Source organism: Bordetella genomosp. 13, assembly GCF_002119665.1.
Taxonomy (GTDB): Bacteria; Pseudomonadota; Gammaproteobacteria; order Burkholderiales; family Burkholderiaceae_B; genus Bordetella.
On sequence record NZ_CP021111.1, the window covers coordinates 1,864,635 to 1,880,725 of the forward strand.

Genomic DNA, 16,091 nt, shown 5'->3' on the forward strand with positions numbered 1-16,091 from the left:
CTATTCGACGCTGGCGCCGGACTTGCGCACCACCTCGGCCCAGCGCGGTATCTCCGCGGCCATCAGCTCGCGCAGCTGTTCGGGCGTGCTGCCCACGAGTTCCATGCCCATGGTCTTGCCCAGCTTCTCCTGCACGTCCGGCTCCTTCAGGATGGCGGCGATCTCGCGCGAGAGGCGGTCCACCACGGGCTTGGGCGTGCCCTTGGGCGCATACACCGCCTGCCACGAGGCCACGTCGAAGCCAGGCACGCCGGCCTCTTCCATGGTCGGCGTGTCCGGCGCCAGCCTGATGCGGTTCTTCGTGGTGACCGCCAGCAGCTTCAGCTTGCCGGTCTGCAGCAGCGGCAAGGCGGCGGTCATCTGGTCGAACATGAACGTGACCGCGCCCGACGACACGTCGACCATGGCGGGCGGCGTGCCCTTGTACGGCACATGCGTCAGCGGCACGCCTATCATGCCGGCGAACAGCTCGCCGGTCAGGTGGGTCGATGTGCCCGCCCCGGAGGACGCGAAGGTGCGCTTAGTCGGATCGCGCTTGAGCAGCGCGACCAGGTCGGCCACCGAGTTCACGCCCAGATTCGGATCGACCAGCAGCACGTTGGGCAGCGTGGCGACCAGCGAAACGGGCTCGAAGTCCTTGACCGGGTCGTATTTCAGGCTCTTGTACAGGCTGGCGTTGATGGCGTGCGTGCTGATGGTGCCGCCGAACAGCGTATACCCGTCCGGCGTGGCCTTGGCCACATAGGCGGCGCCGATGCCGCCTGCCGCGCCGGGCCGGTTCTCCACCACGACGCTCTGGTGCAGGCGCTCGCCCAGTTTCTGGGCCAGCACGCGGCCGACCACGTCGGTCGAGCCGCCCACGGTGAACGGCACCACGTAGCTGATGGGCTTGTCGGCGGGCCATTCGGCGTGCGCGGGCAGGCTCAGCGTGCCCAGCGCGGCGGCCAGCACGGTGGCCAGGGGAACTGCCGCGAGGCGGCGGCGGATAGCTTGCATGACTGTCTCCTGTACTTGTAGATATGAGCCCGCGCGGATGGCGGATCGGTACTGCCAGTGACTGCCGGCGCCGGCCGCCGCACTTGCGCGGCCGGCGACGTCAAAGCGGTCGAGGCGTCAACGCCCCTGCTCTGCGCGCCAGGCGGCGAACTTCTCGCGCGTGCCGGGATCGGTGGGCGGATACAGGCCCAGGATGGAGCTGCCCCGCAGCACCTCGCCGGTGACGAAGTCCTCGAACGCGGTCATCTCCACGGCCTCGACCGCGATCTTGTCGGCCAGCGCGGCCGGGATGACCACCACGCCCTCGCCGTCGCCCACCACCACGTCGCCCGGGAAAACCGCCACGTCGCCGCAGCCGATGGGCACGTTCACGTCCAACGCCTGGTGCAGCGTCAGATTGGTGGGCGCGGACGGCCGCTGATGGTACGAGGGAATCGCCAGCCGCGCGACCTCGGGCGAATCGCGAAAGCCGCCGTCGGTGACCACGCCCGCCACGCCGCGCTTCATCAGCCGCGTCACCAGGATGGACCCGGCCGAGGCGGCGCGCGCGTCCTTGCGGCTGTCGATGACCATCACCGCCCCCTCGGGGCAGGTCTCGACGGCCACGCGCTGCGGGTGCGAACGGTCCTCGAACACCTTGATGGGGTTCAGGTCTTCGCGGGCCGGGATATAACGCAGCGTGTAGGCCGGGCCCACCATGTTGGGCAACGCCGGATTGAGAGGATGGACGTCCTGGATGAACTGGTTGCGCAGGCCGCGCTTGAACAGCGCGGTGCACAGCGTGGCGGTGCTGACGCCCATCAGGCGGGCGCGGGTTTCTGCAGCGAGTTGGGACACGAAGGCCTCCGGGTGCGATGCGGCGCCGGCCCGCAGGGCGCGGCGCATGGGATCAGAAAATGGCGGGCTCGGGCACGGCGGCGCCGAAGCCGGTTTCCAGGAAATCGAAATCGCAGCCCTCGTTGGCCTGCAGGATGTGCTGGCTGTAGATCCAGCCATAGCCGCGCTCGTAGCGGCGCGGCGGCCGGGTCCAGGCGGCGCGGCGCGCGGCCAGTTCCTCGTCGCTGACGTTCAGGTGGATGCGGCGCGCCGGCACGTCGACGGTGATGAGATCGCCCGTGCGCACCAGGGCCAGCGGCCCGCCCACGTACGACTCGGGCGCCGCGTGCAGGATGCAGGCGCCGTAGCTGGTGCCGCTCATGCGCGCGTCGGACAGCCGCAGCATGTCGCGCACGCCCTGCTTCACCAGCTTCACGGGTATGGGCAGCATGCCCCACTCGGGCATGCCCGGGCCGCCCTGCGGTCCGGCGTTGCGCAGGATCATGATGTGGTCGGCGGTGACGTCCAGATTCTCGTCGTCCACCGCGGCCTTCATGCTGGGATAGTCGTCGAACACCAGGGCCGGGCCGGTGTGCCGCAGGTACCGCGGCGCGCAGGCGCTGGGCTTGATCACGCAGCCGTCGGGGGCGATGTTGCCGCGCAATACCGCCAGCGCGCCTTCGTCGTAGATGGCGTTGTCCAGCGGACGGATCACGTCGTCGTTGTAGACCTCGGCGCCGGCCAGGTTCTCGCCCAGCGTGCGGCCGGTGACGGTCATGGCCGACAGGTCCAGGTGCCGCGCGCCCAGCCGCGTCATCAGGCCGGGCAGGCCGCCCGCGTAATAGAAGTCTTCCATCAGGTAGGTGCTGCCGCTGGGCCGGATGTTGGCGATGACGGGCACCTTGCGGCTGGCCGCGTCGAAGTCGTCCAGGCCCACCGCACAGCCCGCGCGGCGCGACATGGCGACCAGGTGCACGATGGCGTTGGTGGAACAGCCCATGGCCATGGCGACGTTGATGGCGTTGTGGAAGGATGCGGGCGTGAGGATGCGCTGCGGCGTCAGGTCTTCCCAGACCATCTGCACGGCGCGCCGCCCGCATTCGGCGGCCATGCGCATGTGATTGACGTCGGCCGCCGGAATCGACGAGGCCCCGGGCAGCGTCATGCCGATGGCTTCGGCGATGGCCGTCATGGTGCTGGCGGTGCCCATGGTCATGCAGGTGCCATAGCTGCGCGCAATGCCGCCTTCCACCTCTGTCCACTCGGCCTGGCTGATGTTGCCGGCGCGGCGTTCGTCCCACAGCTTCCAGGCATCGGAGCCCGAACCCAGCACCTTGCCCTTCCAGTTGCCGCGCAGCATGGGGCCGGCCGGCACGTACACGCACGGAAGCCCGGCGCTGATGGCGCCCATCAACAGGCCAGGCGTGGTCTTGTCGCAGCCGCCCATCAGCACCGCCCCATCCACCGGGTGGCTGCGCAGCAGTTCCTCCGTTTCCATGGCCAGGAAGTTGCGATAGAGCATGGTGGTCGGCTTGACGAACGATTCCGACACCGAGATGGCCGGCAGCTCCACCGGAAAGCCGCCGGCCTGCAGCACGCCCCGCTTGACGTCGTCCACGCGCTGCTTGAAATGGCTGTGGCAGGGGTTGAGGTCGGACCAGGTGTTGATGATGGCGATAACCGGGCGGCCGGCCCAGTCTTGCGGGCCGTAGCCCATCTGCATCATGCGCGAGCGATGGCCGAACGAACGCAGATCGTCGTGGGCCATCCAGCGGGCGCTGCGCAGGTCTTCGTAGGAGCGGGTCATGTCTGGCGGGCTGGGGCGGCAGCGAAACTAGTTGGAGTCGGTGGATTGAAACACTAATATATTAGTGCGTCAATGCAAGCCCACCCCGGTACAATCCCTAGGCCCTAACCCCGTTATCGCACATGTCCGTACTGGAAACCCTGCCGTCCGACCTGCGCCTGGACCGATCCCGCCATGCCGCCCCGCAGGTATTCGAGAAACTGCGCGAACTGATCATGTCGCTGGAACTGAAGCCGGGCACGGTGCTGTCCCGCGGCGAACTGGCCGAGGCCTTCGGGCTCAGCCAGACGCCGATCCGCGATGCCCTGATCCAACTGCGCGACGAAGGCCTGGTCGACATCTTCCCGCAGCACACCACGGCGGTCAGCCGCATCGACATCGCGGCCGCGCGCCAGGCCCATTTTCTGCGCCGCTCGCTCGAGCTCGAGATCGTGCATCTGCTGGCCAGCCGCGCCGACGCCGCGCTGGTGGACCGCCTGCGGGCGCACATCGACGTGCAGCGGGCCAATCTGGGCCCCGAACGGCACCAGCGCTTCATCGCCGCCGACCAGGACTTCCACCGTGAAATGCACGAGGCCGCGGACGTCAGCAGCCTGTGGGAACTGGAGCAGCGCAACAGCGGCCACGTCTACCGCCTGCGCCGCCTGCACCTGCCCGAGGCAGGCAAGGCCGAACGGGTCCTGCGCGACCACCAGCGCATCGTCGAAGCCATCGCGGCGCAGGACGCGACGCGCGCCCAGCAGGCGCTGCGCGAACATCTGTCCGGCACGCTGAGCCAGGTGGACGAGATCTGCCGGCGCTACCCCGAATACGTGATACCGGAAGCGTGAACGGCCGCGGCCTACGCCGCGCAGTAGCGCACGCAGTTCTTCCCGGCGCGCTTCGCCTCGTACATGGCCTGGTCCGCCAGCGCCACCACGGCGTCGATGGTCGTGCCGTGGTCGGGCATGCGGGCCACGCCGATCGACACCGTCACGCCGTTGCCCACCCTCTCCTGCACGGCGCCGCGCAGCCGCTCGGAGAAGACCAGCGCCGCTTCGCGGTCGACGTCCGGCAGGAACACCGCCAGCTCCTCGCCGCCCAGGCGCGCGGCCACGTCGCCCTCGCGCACCTCGCTGCGCACCACGTCGGCCAGGCGCCGCAATACGGCGTCGCCCGCGGCATGGCCCTGCGTGTCGTTGATGCGCTTGAAATCGTCGACGTCCATCGTCACCACCGCCATCGGCACGCCGGCATAGCGCGGCTCGTCCAAGGCCTCTTCGGCGCCGCGCCGGTTCAGCAGGCCGGTCAGCGGATCGGCGGCACGCTCGCGCTTCAGACGGCCGATGCGGCCGGCGACGGCATGCGCGGCCCGCAGCATGGCCGCGCGCAGCTGGGCCACCTCGACGTACCAGCCGTTGACGCGGCGGATCCGGTCCGCGGCATGGTTCGAGCCCAGTTCGCCCGCGGCGTCGGCCAGCGTGCGCAAGGGCACGGACACGAACTCCGCCAGCCACCAGATGCCGGCCAGGCACATGGCGATCACCGGCAGCGAGAACAGGAACATGCGCCAGAACAGCGAGCGCACGGTGTCCAGGGCCATCGCAGTGGGCCGCTCGGCGATGACGGTCCAGTTCGTGGACGCGACGCGCGCATAGCCGGCCAGCGCATCCGTGCCGTCACCCTCGCGCACCCGCGCCCGGCCTGTCGGCACGGCCTGCGCCACCCGCACGGCGGGCGAGGTGGAGACCGACTGGCCCACCTGCTCGATCCGCGGGTGATAAATGACGCGGCCCGACACGTCCACCACATACAGCGCGGAGCCGTCGGTGAAATCGTGTTCCGCCAGGACCGTGTGCAAGGCGTTCTGCTCATGCAGGTAGATGGTGCCGATCAGCGCTCCGGCATAGCGGCTGTCGACGTCGAAGATGGGATGCGACACCGTGACCACCCAGCGCCCGGTGATGGCGCGGAAAGGTTCAGAGATAACGGGCGTACGCGCGTCCAGCAGCCTGCGGCTTCGCGCACTGGGCAACGCGGTGCCGAGCAGCCCGAGGTTGGGCGGAATGGTGGCGGTGACCACGCCTTGGGGATCCACGACCACCAGCGAGTTGAAGGCATTGGTGACGCGCGACAGTCGCTCGACCACGAGCCGCGCGGCCAGGGGCTCGACGTGGCTGCGTCCGCCCAGTTCGTCGGCGCCCGCGCCCAGCAGCTGGCGCGCGCCGCCCAGGAACACGTCGGTGGCCTGGGCGACCTTGTTGGCATAGACGCGGTTCAGTTCCAGCGTGGTCTGCAGCAGCGCGCTCTGCTGGACCCGATACGCGGCGATGAAGGTATTGGCCAGCGCAACGGCGACGATGAGCAACGAAGCCCAGAGGATGAGGTGACGCAGGTCGGGACGGATAGCGGAACGGAACATTATCTTCAATGCGCAAGACGCGCGCCGCGGCCGACGAGCGCCTGGAATTGTAGGGCGCGGGTCCGGCGGCGCATATGCCGCCCTGGCGCCGCGCTCGTTTTTCTCGCCGTGTGGACGCAAACGCGCAACAGTCGCGCGACCCACGCATCCCGAGGCAGCCGGGTCTCTCGCGGCCCGGCCCCCATGCAACATTGCACTAGAATCGTCACAGTGTGGCGGGGAGGCCCGTAACAGGATGCCAGTTGCCCCCACACGCGCTACACCACCGTCCCGTCCAGAGGTACGTGCCATGCAGCCCGCGCCCATCCCGTCCAACGAAGAAGCCCGCATCGCGGCGCTGCGTACGTTGAACATCCTGGATACCCTGCCCGAAGAGCGCTTCGACCGATACACGCGCATGGCAAGGCGGCTGTTCGGCGTGCCGGTGTCGCTGGTCAGCCTGATCGACACCGACCGCCAGTGGTTCAAGTCGCGCATGGGACTGGACGTGCCGCAGACGCCGCGCGACGTGTCGTTCTGCGGCCATGCCATTCTGGGCGACGGGGTCCTGCTGGTGCCCGACGCGCGCAATGACGAGCGCTTTCACGACAATCCCCTGGTCTCCGGCGATCCCCACATCCGCTTCTATGCCGGCTGCCCCCTGGCAGCGCCCGACGGCAGCAAGCTGGGCACGCTGTGCCTGCTCGACTTCGAGCCGCGCAGCATGGACGAAGAGAACCAGGGCCTGCTGCGCGACCTGGCGGGCATGGTGCAGGAGGAGTTGTCCAGCGTGCACCTGGCCGGCACGGACCCGCTGACGGGCCTGTCGAACCGCCTGGGCTTCGAGACGCTGGCGCAGCACGCGCTGAGCTTCTGCCAGCGCATGGGCAAGTCCGCCACCCTGCTCTATTTCGATCTGAACGACTTCAAGCCCATCAACGACCAGTTCGGCCACGCCGAAGGCGACCGCGCGCTGGTCACCTTCGCCGCGGTGTTGCGCAGCTCGCTGCGCAACATGGACATCATCGCGCGGCTGGGCGGCGATGAATTCGTGGTTTTGCTGGTGGATGCCCTGGACAGCGAAGTGGACGGCATCGTGCGCCGTATGCGCAATGCCCTGGATGAGCGCAATCACGCCATGCAGCGCGGCTATGAACTGCGCTACAGCGTGGGGCGGGCCGCCTACGACGCGCAGCGCCACGCCACGGTGCAGTCACTGCTGGCCGACGCCGACGCGTCGATGTACGAACAGAAGCGGGTCGGAAAGGCAGCGCGCTAGCGGCTGGCGGGCGGGGGCGCGGGGCCCTCCTGTGCGCGTTGCCGGCTGCGACGCCGGCGGCTAGTCGGCCTCGCCCTCGCCATCCTGGCCGATGGCCTTCACGGTTTCTTTGCCCGAGGACCGTTCGCCATGCGGCGCCAGGTCCTCGGCCTTCACCAGCGGCTCCAGCCCCTCGTCCAGCAGCTGTTCGGCGCGGTCGCGGATATGGCGCTCGTTCTCGGCAAAGGCACGCAGGCGCTCGGCCTCGCCTTCGCCGCATCCGTAGGCTTCGGCCAGTGCCTGGCCGGTGACCGCAGCCTCGACCCATTCGCTGGTCTCGCCCTGCATCCAGAACACGATCAGGTCCTGGCGGTCGTCGTAGTGCACATTCTTGTCCATGACGGTTCTCCCTGTTTCCGGCGGCCGCGGCATGGGTCTGTCCGCGGTGCGCCCCGATTTCGGACCGGCCGGCATTGCGCCGGCACCTCCGCGACAGCATGCGTCATGCCCACCCGCATGGCGTTGCTCGGCCTCCTGGGCCACACGTTATCATGCGCGTATCCGGTGACCGCGCGCAGTCGACATGCACGCCGCGCAAGCCGCCCCGGCCGGCCCCTCGGCCGCGCCCCGCTCTCAATTCGAACGAACGACCTGGAAATCCCGTGCGCCTGGCTACCTGGAACATCAACTCCCTGAACGTCCGCCTGCCCCAGGTGCTGGACTGGCTGGCGGCCAACCCCGTCGATGCCCTGTGCCTGCAGGAGCTGAAGCTGGCGGACGACAAGTTCCCGCTGGCGGCCTTCACCGAAATCGGCTATCACGCGGTCTTCGCGGGCCAGAAGACGTATAACGGCGTGGCCATCCTGTCGCGCGAGCCCGGCAAGGACATGGTGCGCAACATCCCGGGCTACGAAGACCTGCAGCAGCGCGTCATCGCGCTGACCCTGCCCAGCCCCGCCGGCGACGTCCGCGTCATCAGCGCGTACTGCCCCAACGGCCAATCGGTCGACTCGGAAAAGTACGTGTACAAGCTCGAGTGGTTCTCGGAACTGAAGCGCTGGCTGCGCGAAGAGATGGAGGCCCACCCTCGCCTGGCGATCCTGGGCGACTACAACGTCGCGCCGGCCGACGCCGACGTGCACAACCCCGAGAAGTGGGAAGGACAGGTGCTGGTCTCCGAGCCCGAGCGAGCGGCCTTCCGCGCCCTGCTCGAACTGGGCCTGACCGATGCCTTCCGCCTGTTCGAGCAGCCCGAGAAATCCTTCAGCTGGTGGGACTACCGCCAGTTCGCGTTCCGCCGCAACGCGGGCCTGCGCATCGACCACGCGCTGCTCAGCGCTTCGCTGGCGCAGGCATGCACCGCGTGCGTCATCGACAAAGAGCCGCGGCGCAACGAGCAGCCTTCGGATCATGCGCCGGTGGTGGCGACGCTGGATCTGGGCTGAGCGATCGTCGCCGGCGCGGGCCTGGTTCGAGTGGGCGGCGATGGCCTGTCGCGCTTGGCCGCGCGGGCACGCCGGCGGCGTTTACACCTGGCATGAAATTCGGGTATAGTTGCCGTCTTCATTGGGGCGGTAGCTCAGCTGGGAGAGCGTCGCGTTCGCAATGCGAAGGTCGGGAGTTCGATCCTCCTCCGCTCCACCAAAAATTCCAGACGAAAAAGCCTTGGAAAACCGACCTACAGGGTCGGTTTTCTCTTTAGCGGGAAGCACCTGGGGCTAGCCGAACGAAACGCTCGAGCAGCATGCAGTTGGTCCGAGCGGTTCTGCTTTGCACCTCATCCCACATAGTCCCGAGCCAGCCTGACCACCGTCACGCCAGGCTTCAATTGCCGCAGCGACGGCATGATCAGCGTGCACTGATCATAGGGCGTTTCGATGGCCGCTCCGTCGGCCCATCCCAATACCGTTCCAGCTTGCGCCAAGGTCTCCAGCCCTTGCCAATCCCGCGCGAACCGCACGTCCATCGATGGCGCGACCACCGCGTCGGTCACTTCCAGCACGCGCTGCGCCGCAGGCGCCGGCAGCCGCCATTGCGCCGGAAGGTCGCCCGCGTCCACGCAGCCTGCCTCGGCCAGGAAACGCGCGCACATGTCCAGCGCCACGGCATGCGAGGCGGGATCGCCGTGGAAGCCGCATTCGATCAGCAGCGCGCACGCGTCTTCGTCGGCATCGCCGAAGCGCCCATAATCGCGCATGCGCACGCCATCTTTGTGCCCCGCGTCCACCACCACGTGCCCGGGCACGCCCAGCCGGCGCGCCAGGGTGACGTTGCGCGGCAACGTGCCTGTCAGCAGCAGGGGCGCGCCGGGCTCGTGCATCGAGTGCAGGTCCAGCAGCCAGTCGGCGCGCGCCACCCACGGCGCGAGTTCGGCGGCGCGGCGGCGCTCTTGCGTGATTGGCCGGGCCATGCACGCGTCGCTCCAGACGCGGTTCATATCTTCGTCCAGGAAGCGCGATGCATCGTGGCGCGCGGCATCGAAGCGGTCGAACGCCGCCAGGTTGCCGAAGGCCAGCGTCAGGCTGCCTTGGCGGGGTCGCACGCCGGCCGCCAGCAGGTCCTTCAAGGCCCAGGCGCCGCACAGCTCGTTGCCGTGCACCAGGCCCGTGATCATGACGTGCCTGCCGGACAGGCCGGAATCGAAATGCCACACGCCGGGGGTGTCGGTGTTGCCCGCGCGTTCGGCGCTCAGGTCCGGGCAGGGAAGCAGAAAGGACATCGATTGAAAAAGCCGGCGTCGCGCCGGCTCTCCTGTGCAAGGGCGGCCGATGGCCGCCGACGGTTACGGGGCTTCGATCCTGGCGGCCTTCACCAGCGCAGCGTACTTGGCCGTTTCAGTGGCCTGGAACCGGACGGGGTCGAGGCCGGACTCCGCCAGTTCGCCGCCGGCATCCTGCATCTTGCGGCGGAACTCTTCTGACTTCAGTACGTCGGCCACCGCGGCACGCAACTTGGCCGCTACGGGCTGGGGCAGTCCGGCCGGCCCGTACAAGGCGAACCAGACATTGATGTCGACGTTCTCGAAACCCGGCGTCTCGGCCAATGCGGGAATGTCGGGCGCGACGGGCGAACGCTTCTTCTCCGTCACGCCCAGCGCCACGACCTTGTCGCCGCGCACCTGCGGCAGGCCCGAGGACAGCACCAATACGCCGAACGTCAGCTGGCCGCTCATCAGGTCGGTCACCAGCGGCGCTACGCCGCGATAGGGGACGTGCTCGGCGTGCGTGCCGGTGGACTGGTTGACCATCTCGCCGGCCAGGTGCAGCGAGGTGCCCACGCCCGATGAGCCGAAGTTGTAGGTACCCGGCGACTGCCCGCGCAGCTTGTCCAGGTACTGCGCGGCGCTGGTTACGCCCGACGACTTCGAGGCCGTCAGCAGCAGCGGCTGCGAGGCGATCACGCCCAGCGCCGTGAAGTCCTTGGCGCCGTCGTACTTCACCGCGGGATTGACCATGGCGGCGATCGCCATCTCGTTGGACGAGCCCACCAACAGCGTGTAGCCGTCCGGCTGTGCGCGCGACGCGCGCTGGGCGCCGATGGTACCCCCGGCTCCGCCTACGTTTTCGATGACCACGCTCTGGCCCAGCTTCTTCGCCAGTTCCTCGCCAAACAGGCGAGCGGTCAGGTCCACGCTGCCGCCCGCGGGGTAACCGACGATCAGCGAGATGGGACGGTCGGGGTAGTCGGCCCGGGCGGCCAGAGGGACGAAGGAGCCGACGGTACAAGCGACGGCCAGGACGGCGCGTGCGAGATGCGAAATCTGCATGAGGGTTTCCCTTGGATGGCGCGGCCGCGCATGGCGTCCGCATCTGTTATTGAAGTGCCGGCGGTGAAATTGTGCGCGCCGAGGCACGCGGATGACGTGCAGAACCGGCACGAAGCCGTGCCAATATCGCACATGACACGTGACGACAATTGCCAGGCATGTGGCGGCGCACGCACGCCGGCACGAATGTCGCGCTATTGCCCGCGCTGCGTGGCGTCCCAGACGGCTTCGGCCAGGTCCGACAGCCGCATGCGGGGCCGATAAAGGCGCACCTCGAAGCTGATCTCTTCGGCGCGTCCGCCCAGCACGGCCAGCGCGCCGCGGCGGCAATCGCCCGCGACCATCGACCACGGCAGCCACGCCACGCCCAGGCCCTTCAACGCCAGGCCGTGCACGGCATCAGGCGAGTCACAGCAGATGAACGGCGCCAGCGCATAGGGAAAGGTGTCGAGCCGGTCGCCCGCAATGCGCGCCATCGCCAAGCCGCCCGCGTAATTGATCAGCGGCGCGGGCGCGCCACCTTCGGCCAGCGCATGGCGGGGACGGCCGCGGCTGTCGGCCTGGCACACGGGCACCAGTTTGTCGGTGGCCAGCGTCATGTAGCGATAGCGTCCCGGCGTCAACTCCACCGACAGGGCGGGATGCTCGTAGCCGCACAGCAGGTCGGCCCGGCCATGCTCCAGCAGCCGGGCCATGTCCGACATGCGGCCGGTGGAGATGTCGACCTCGGCATCCTTGGCGAGCACGCGCGGCGGCTTGTGGCGCAGCCGGCCGATCCAGTCCGACACCAGCGTACGCGCCAGGCTGCGTCCGGTGGCGATGCGCACCACCGCGTTGCCCGTGGGACCGCCCGCTCGGATGCGATGGCGCGCCTGGCCCACGCGTTCGACCACCTGACTGGCGGTCTTCAGCAGTTCCTCGCCTTCCGGCGTCAGCGCCACCGGCGTGCGTTGCCGATCGACCAGCGGCACCCCGGCCCACGCCTCCAGCGCCCTGATGCGGCGCCCGAATGCGGGGTGCGTGACGTGGCGCAGTTCGGCCGCGCGCACGAAGCTGCCGGTCTGGGCCAGCGCAATGAGGTCTTCGAAGAGCTTCAGGTCGGCCATGGCGGGAAGGGGCAGTGGGGCACCGCGGTGGCCGGCGCCGCTGGCACGCTTGTAGCACGTCCTGGGTGCCGCCGCGAACCGCCCTGCCCTCGTCCGGGGGCCGAACGCGATCAGCGCCGCTTCCCCCATACCCGCTCGTACAGCGCCGGCAGCACCGTGCCCGCCGCACCGGCCAGGTTGTAGGACACCACGCCGTCCAGCGGCGTGGGATTCGGATTGACCTGCACCACGCACGCGCCGCGCCGGGCGGCCTGGGCCGATAGGCCGGCCGCAGGCTGCACCAGGGCCGAGGTGCCTACGCTGAACAGCACGTCGCAATCGTCGCATGCGGTCACCGCGGTCTCCCATTCGGCTTCGGGCAGCATCTCGCCGAACCAGACCACGCCGGGCCGGATCGTTCCGCCGCAGGCCGGGCAGCGCGGCGGCGCCAGCCGGCGCCCGCCCTCGGGCTCGTCGGGCACGATGCCTTCGGCGAACCGGTAGCTGGCGCGGCAATCGAAGCAGTATGGACGGTCCATGCGGCCATGCAGGTGCACCACGTCGCGGCTGCCCGCGCGTTCGTGCAGGTCGTCCACGTTCTGCGTGACCACGGTGGCGCGCGGCACGCGCGTGGCCATCGCGGCAATGGCCAGATGCGCGCCGTTGGGCCGGGCGCGCAGAATGCCCATGCGCCGCCATTCGTACCAGCCCCACACCAGTTCACGGTCGCGCCGGTACGCGTCGGCGCTGGCCAGCTCGGCCGCGTCGTAGTGGGCCCACAGCCCGGTCATGGGATCGCGGAAAGTGGGAATGCCGCTTTCGGCCGAAACACCAGCGCCGGTCAGGAAGACGACCTTCGTGGCATCGCGCAGCACCGCGACCAGTTCATCGGGAAACTCCATCAGCGTCATCGTGCTTCCTGCTCCGCTGTGCTTGATCCGGTTTTTCATGGACACCGGATCGGGCGTTGCGTTCCCGATGCAGTTGCATTCCCGATGCGGTTGCGTCCCCGATGCAGGACGCGCGAAGCGCCAAAAACCGGGACGACAACGGCCCGCCTCCGGCAGCCATCGCGACGCCGCCCCGGCCTTCAACGCACGAGGGTCCCGTCCAGATAGACGGCGCCCACGCCGTCGGCGGCACTGCCATCGAACCCATAATGCCGCGCCACCACGAAAGGCGCGCCAGGCCCGGGCTGCACATAAACGCTGACATCGCGAACTGGCATCGGCGTGCCCAGCAACGGCGCGCTGAAACCCTGTATGCACCGCAACGCGGCCTCCTGCTCCGGGCCGGCCAGCGTGCCCGTCAGCGTGATGTGGAAGACGAACTGCTCCATCACATACGGATAGCCCCAGCGTTCCAGCATCGCTTCGTGCGATGCGCTCAGCGGCAGCTTGCGGCGCCGCGCCAGTTCGGTCTCGTCGGGCGGGGCACGCCAGTTGTCCAGCCGCCGAACGGCCTCGGCCGCAAGCGCCTGCATGGGCGCCTGCTCGGCGGCGTCGCCGGCCAGGCGCCAGGCCAGGAAGCCGCGCAGCGACTGGCATTGCAGGCGCACCGCGAACGGGGCCGTCGAGTGCGCGAGGCGGCGCACGGCCTCGTCCAGGCCGGTTGGACTACAGCCCGCGCGCAGGCGGAACGGAGGCTTCAGCGTGGCGTGCAGGCCGTAGCGGCGCGGCGCCTCGGTCCACGTCCGCTGGCGCGGATCGCCATCCGGCGCCGGCGGCAGCAAGGCGCCGGTGTCGGCGCAGCGGCCCAGCCATTGCGCGCCTACGCTGCGCCACGGTTCGGGCGGCGCCAGATACAGCGCATAGCGATGGGCGAGCGGCATGGTCTTCAGGCCGCCAGCGCGCCGGCATGCGGCCGTGCGAAGGACCGGCTGGCATAGCGCAACCGCCCGGCCACGATGGCGGCGCACACGCGGGGCTGCGCCGGATCGCTGTCGTCCACCAGGATCAGGTCGGCCTTCATGCCGGGCGCCAGTTCGCCGTGGCCGGCCAGGCCCGCGGCGCGCGCCGGGTTGCGCGACACCAGGTGCCATGCGCGCTCCAGCGGCAGCACGCCGTCGCGCGCCAGCCGCATGACGGCAGCCAGCGGCGCGGGATAGTAGTAGTCGGACGTGAGCACATCGCACAGGCCCGCGCGGATCATGTCGGTGGCGTTGGGCGCGGCGATATGGCTGCCGCCGCGCACCACGTTGGGGGCCCCGAACACGATGGCATCGCCCAGGTCGCGCGCCACCTGGGCCGCCTCGCGCGTCAGCGGGAACTCGGCGACGCGGCATCCCAGCTGGTGGTAGTAGCGGCGCGTGGCGCAATCGGGATCGTCGTGCGAGGCGACCTGCAGGCCGGCCTCGCGCGCGGTATCGGCCAGCGCGCGCATGGCGCCGGCCACTTCGTCCGCGCAGCGCATGGCCCGGCGGATGCGGTCCCGGAAGGTGTCCAGGTCGCACTCGGCGCGCTCGGCATACTGCAGCAGCTTGCGATCGTCGCCCAGTCGGCGGACCATGGCGGGCAGGTGGTCGTTCAGCGCCAGGAAGCGCACCAGGCCGTCGCGGATCCAGGCCTGGGCGGTCTCCACGCCCGCCACGTGATGCGTCTCGAAGCGCAGGTGCACGTGGTGATTCGCGCCCAGCGACGGACGCATGCGGGCCAGCGTGTCCAGCATGCGCCTCGCATACGATTCGCCGCGCAGCCCGCCTTCCCACGACAGCGTCACGCCGTGGAATTCGGTGGTGATGCCGTTGGACAGCAACTGGCAGTCCACGTCGCGCAGCGCGTCCTCGTACGGGAACGTGACGCCGGGGCGCGGCATGACGGCGCGTTCGAAGGCGTCGCCATGCAGATCGACGATGCCCGGCAGCACCAGGAGAGCCGCTGCGTCGAGATGCGCGGCGTCCGCGCTGGCGGGCGCCAGCCGGCCGGCGTCGAAGTCGAATGCGGCGGGACGCAGCCCGCCCGGCGTCAGCACGCGCGCGCCGCGTATGCCGGCCAACTGATCGGATGATTCGGAATGAGTTTGCATGATCGGCCTGTCCTGAAAGGGCTCCGTGACCACCAGATGTCTAGATGACTTTGATTCGAGTTCGATAGCGTCGCGGCAAGCCAGCCGGCTTGCCGCCGGACGTTCAAGCTTCCTCGTCGCCCACCACCAATTGCACCCAGTCGCCGCCGAAGCGCGTCACGCTGTACTGCAACGGCGCCTGGCGCACGTCCACGTTCAGCGCCTCGACCTGCAGGATGGGCCGGGTCCTGGGCTGGCCCAGCAGGCGGGCGGTGTCGGGATCCGGCAAGGTGGCGGTGATGCGTGACCACTTGCGGGTGTAGTCGGCGATGCCGTACTCGGCATAAGCCTTGGACACCGAACGCAGCGCGTCCAGCTTTTCCGCCAGGTCGGGAAAGCGCCTGGCGTCGAAGTAATGCTCGGAGACGTCGATGGTGCGCTCGCCGGACTTGCCGCGCATCTGCACACGCAGCAGCGGCGCGGCGCGAGGCAGCCCCAGATGGCCGGCGGCCTCGGCATTGCGCAGCAACTGCTTGCCCAGAAGCTCGAGGTGGCCGGGCAGGCCCTGCCGACGCAGGTTCTCGGAAAAGCGCGTCCGCTTGCCGATGGCGTAGTCGATGGCGTGTTCCTGCACGAAGGTGCCGCGGCCCTGCTCGATGCGCACCAGCCCGCTTTGCTCGAGCTCGCCCATGGCGCGCCGTATCGTGTGGCGATTGACCGCATAGCGCGCCGCCAGCTCGGGCTCGGGCGGCAATTGTTCGCCCGGTGAGTACAGCTTCTTGCGTATGTCGGTGGCCAGCAGTTCGCCGATCTGGCGCCACACCGCTACCCCGGAACCTCGCTCGACCATATTTGCCTGCTTGTATTGTGTATTGACGAACCGTCTCGTGCGTTACGCGATTGTGCCGCGATTTTTGCCGCTTGTGCCCAACGCCTGCACACCGCAGCTGTCATCACAGATTCACGACGCGGCGCTTGAA

Annotated in this window: 15 protein-coding genes and 1 tRNA gene; 4 read left to right on the top strand and 12 right to left on the bottom strand. The window is 69.1% G+C overall.

Translation table 11 applies throughout. The features are described 5' to 3' along the window. The 3 genes from CAL15_RS08345 to araD all read right to left on the bottom strand — a co-directional run bounded on the left by CAL15_RS08345 (nucleotide 1) and on the right by araD (nucleotide 3,619). On the bottom strand, nucleotides 1–996 hold the full coding sequence (locus CAL15_RS08345) for a Bug family tripartite tricarboxylate transporter substrate binding protein (protein WP_086078159.1): 996 nt from the start codon (nucleotides 994–996) through the stop codon (nucleotides 1–3). 117 nt (nucleotides 997–1,113) lie between these two features. After that, a complete protein-coding gene (locus tag CAL15_RS08350; RefSeq protein ID WP_232468215.1) occupies nucleotides 1,114–1,797 on the bottom strand; it encodes a ribonuclease activity regulator RraA in 684 nt (227 codons plus the stop codon). A gap of 88 nt (nucleotides 1,798–1,885) precedes the next feature. After that, entirely contained in the window at nucleotides 1,886–3,619 is a 1,734-nt protein-coding gene (gene araD / locus CAL15_RS08355) for an L-arabinonate dehydratase (protein WP_086078161.1), read from the bottom strand. A 122-nt stretch (nucleotides 3,620–3,741) separates the two neighbouring features. On the opposite strand from araD, the gene CAL15_RS08360 reads away from it, so the two are divergent. Then, the gene (locus CAL15_RS08360; protein WP_086078162.1) at nucleotides 3,742–4,449 is read left to right on the top strand and encodes a GntR family transcriptional regulator; all 708 of its coding nucleotides are present in this window, start codon (nucleotides 3,742–3,744) and stop codon (nucleotides 4,447–4,449) included. 11 nt (nucleotides 4,450–4,460) lie between these two features. Here CAL15_RS08360 and CAL15_RS08365 read toward each other — a convergent pair whose 3' ends face one another. Continuing rightward, nucleotides 4,461–6,020 carry a sensor domain-containing diguanylate cyclase gene (locus CAL15_RS08365; protein ID WP_198299178.1) on the bottom strand — a complete coding sequence of 520 codons (1,560 nt, stop codon included), beginning with the start codon at nucleotides 6,018–6,020 and terminating at the stop codon, nucleotides 4,461–4,463. A 289-nt stretch (nucleotides 6,021–6,309) separates the two neighbouring features. On the opposite strand from CAL15_RS08365, the gene CAL15_RS24760 reads away from it, so the two are divergent. Further along, nucleotides 6,310–7,278 (top strand): sensor domain-containing diguanylate cyclase, encoded by a 969-nt coding sequence (locus CAL15_RS24760; protein ID WP_086080997.1) that lies wholly within the window; start codon nucleotides 6,310–6,312, stop codon nucleotides 7,276–7,278. Between the two features lie 60 nt (nucleotides 7,279–7,338). Here the strand turns inward: CAL15_RS24760 and CAL15_RS08375 are convergent, their stop codons facing one another. Further along, nucleotides 7,339–7,656, bottom strand: coding sequence for a DUF1488 family protein (locus CAL15_RS08375; protein WP_157666628.1), 318 nt, complete (start codon nucleotides 7,654–7,656; stop codon nucleotides 7,339–7,341). Between the two features lie 263 nt (nucleotides 7,657–7,919). Between CAL15_RS08375 and xth the strand changes: the two genes are divergently transcribed. Both xth and CAL15_RS08385 read left to right on the top strand, forming a co-directional pair. After that, a complete protein-coding gene (gene xth / locus CAL15_RS08380) occupies nucleotides 7,920–8,702 on the top strand; it encodes an exodeoxyribonuclease III (RefSeq protein WP_086078165.1) in 783 nt (260 codons plus the stop codon). Nucleotides 8,703–8,825: 123 nt separating this feature from the next. Then, nucleotides 8,826–8,901, top strand: a tRNA-Ala gene (locus CAL15_RS08385). Nucleotides 8,902–9,034: 133 nt separating this feature from the next. On the opposite strand, the gene CAL15_RS08390 is transcribed toward CAL15_RS08385, so the two are convergent. The 7 genes from CAL15_RS08390 to phnF form a co-directional block, all read right to left on the bottom strand. Continuing rightward, nucleotides 9,035–9,976, bottom strand: a complete 942-nt coding sequence (locus tag CAL15_RS08390; RefSeq protein ID WP_086078166.1) for a succinylglutamate desuccinylase/aspartoacylase domain-containing protein — start codon at nucleotides 9,974–9,976, stop codon at nucleotides 9,035–9,037. 63 nt (nucleotides 9,977–10,039) lie between these two features. Further along, on the bottom strand, nucleotides 10,040–11,023 hold the full coding sequence (locus CAL15_RS08395; RefSeq protein WP_086078167.1) for a Bug family tripartite tricarboxylate transporter substrate binding protein: 984 nt from the start codon (nucleotides 11,021–11,023) through the stop codon (nucleotides 10,040–10,042). 194 nt (nucleotides 11,024–11,217) lie between these two features. Continuing rightward, entirely contained in the window at nucleotides 11,218–12,129 is a 912-nt protein-coding gene (locus tag CAL15_RS08400) for a LysR family transcriptional regulator (protein ID WP_086078168.1), read from the bottom strand. Between the two features lie 110 nt (nucleotides 12,130–12,239). Next, nucleotides 12,240–13,058, bottom strand: a complete 819-nt coding sequence (locus CAL15_RS08405) for an SIR2 family NAD-dependent protein deacylase (RefSeq protein WP_269768318.1) — start codon at nucleotides 13,056–13,058, stop codon at nucleotides 12,240–12,242. Between the two features lie 140 nt (nucleotides 13,059–13,198). Beyond that, the gene (locus tag CAL15_RS08410; protein ID WP_086078169.1) at nucleotides 13,199–13,939 is read right to left on the bottom strand and encodes a DUF1045 domain-containing protein; all 741 of its coding nucleotides are present in this window, start codon (nucleotides 13,937–13,939) and stop codon (nucleotides 13,199–13,201) included. A 5-nt stretch (nucleotides 13,940–13,944) separates the two neighbouring features. After that, a complete protein-coding gene (locus CAL15_RS08415; protein ID WP_086078170.1) occupies nucleotides 13,945–15,132 on the bottom strand; it encodes an alpha-D-ribose 1-methylphosphonate 5-triphosphate diphosphatase in 1,188 nt (395 codons plus the stop codon). A gap of 103 nt (nucleotides 15,133–15,235) precedes the next feature. Beyond that, nucleotides 15,236–15,961 (bottom strand): phosphonate metabolism transcriptional regulator PhnF, encoded by a 726-nt coding sequence (gene phnF / locus CAL15_RS08420; protein WP_086078171.1) that lies wholly within the window; start codon nucleotides 15,959–15,961, stop codon nucleotides 15,236–15,238. Nucleotides 15,962–16,091: the final 130 nt, after the last annotated feature.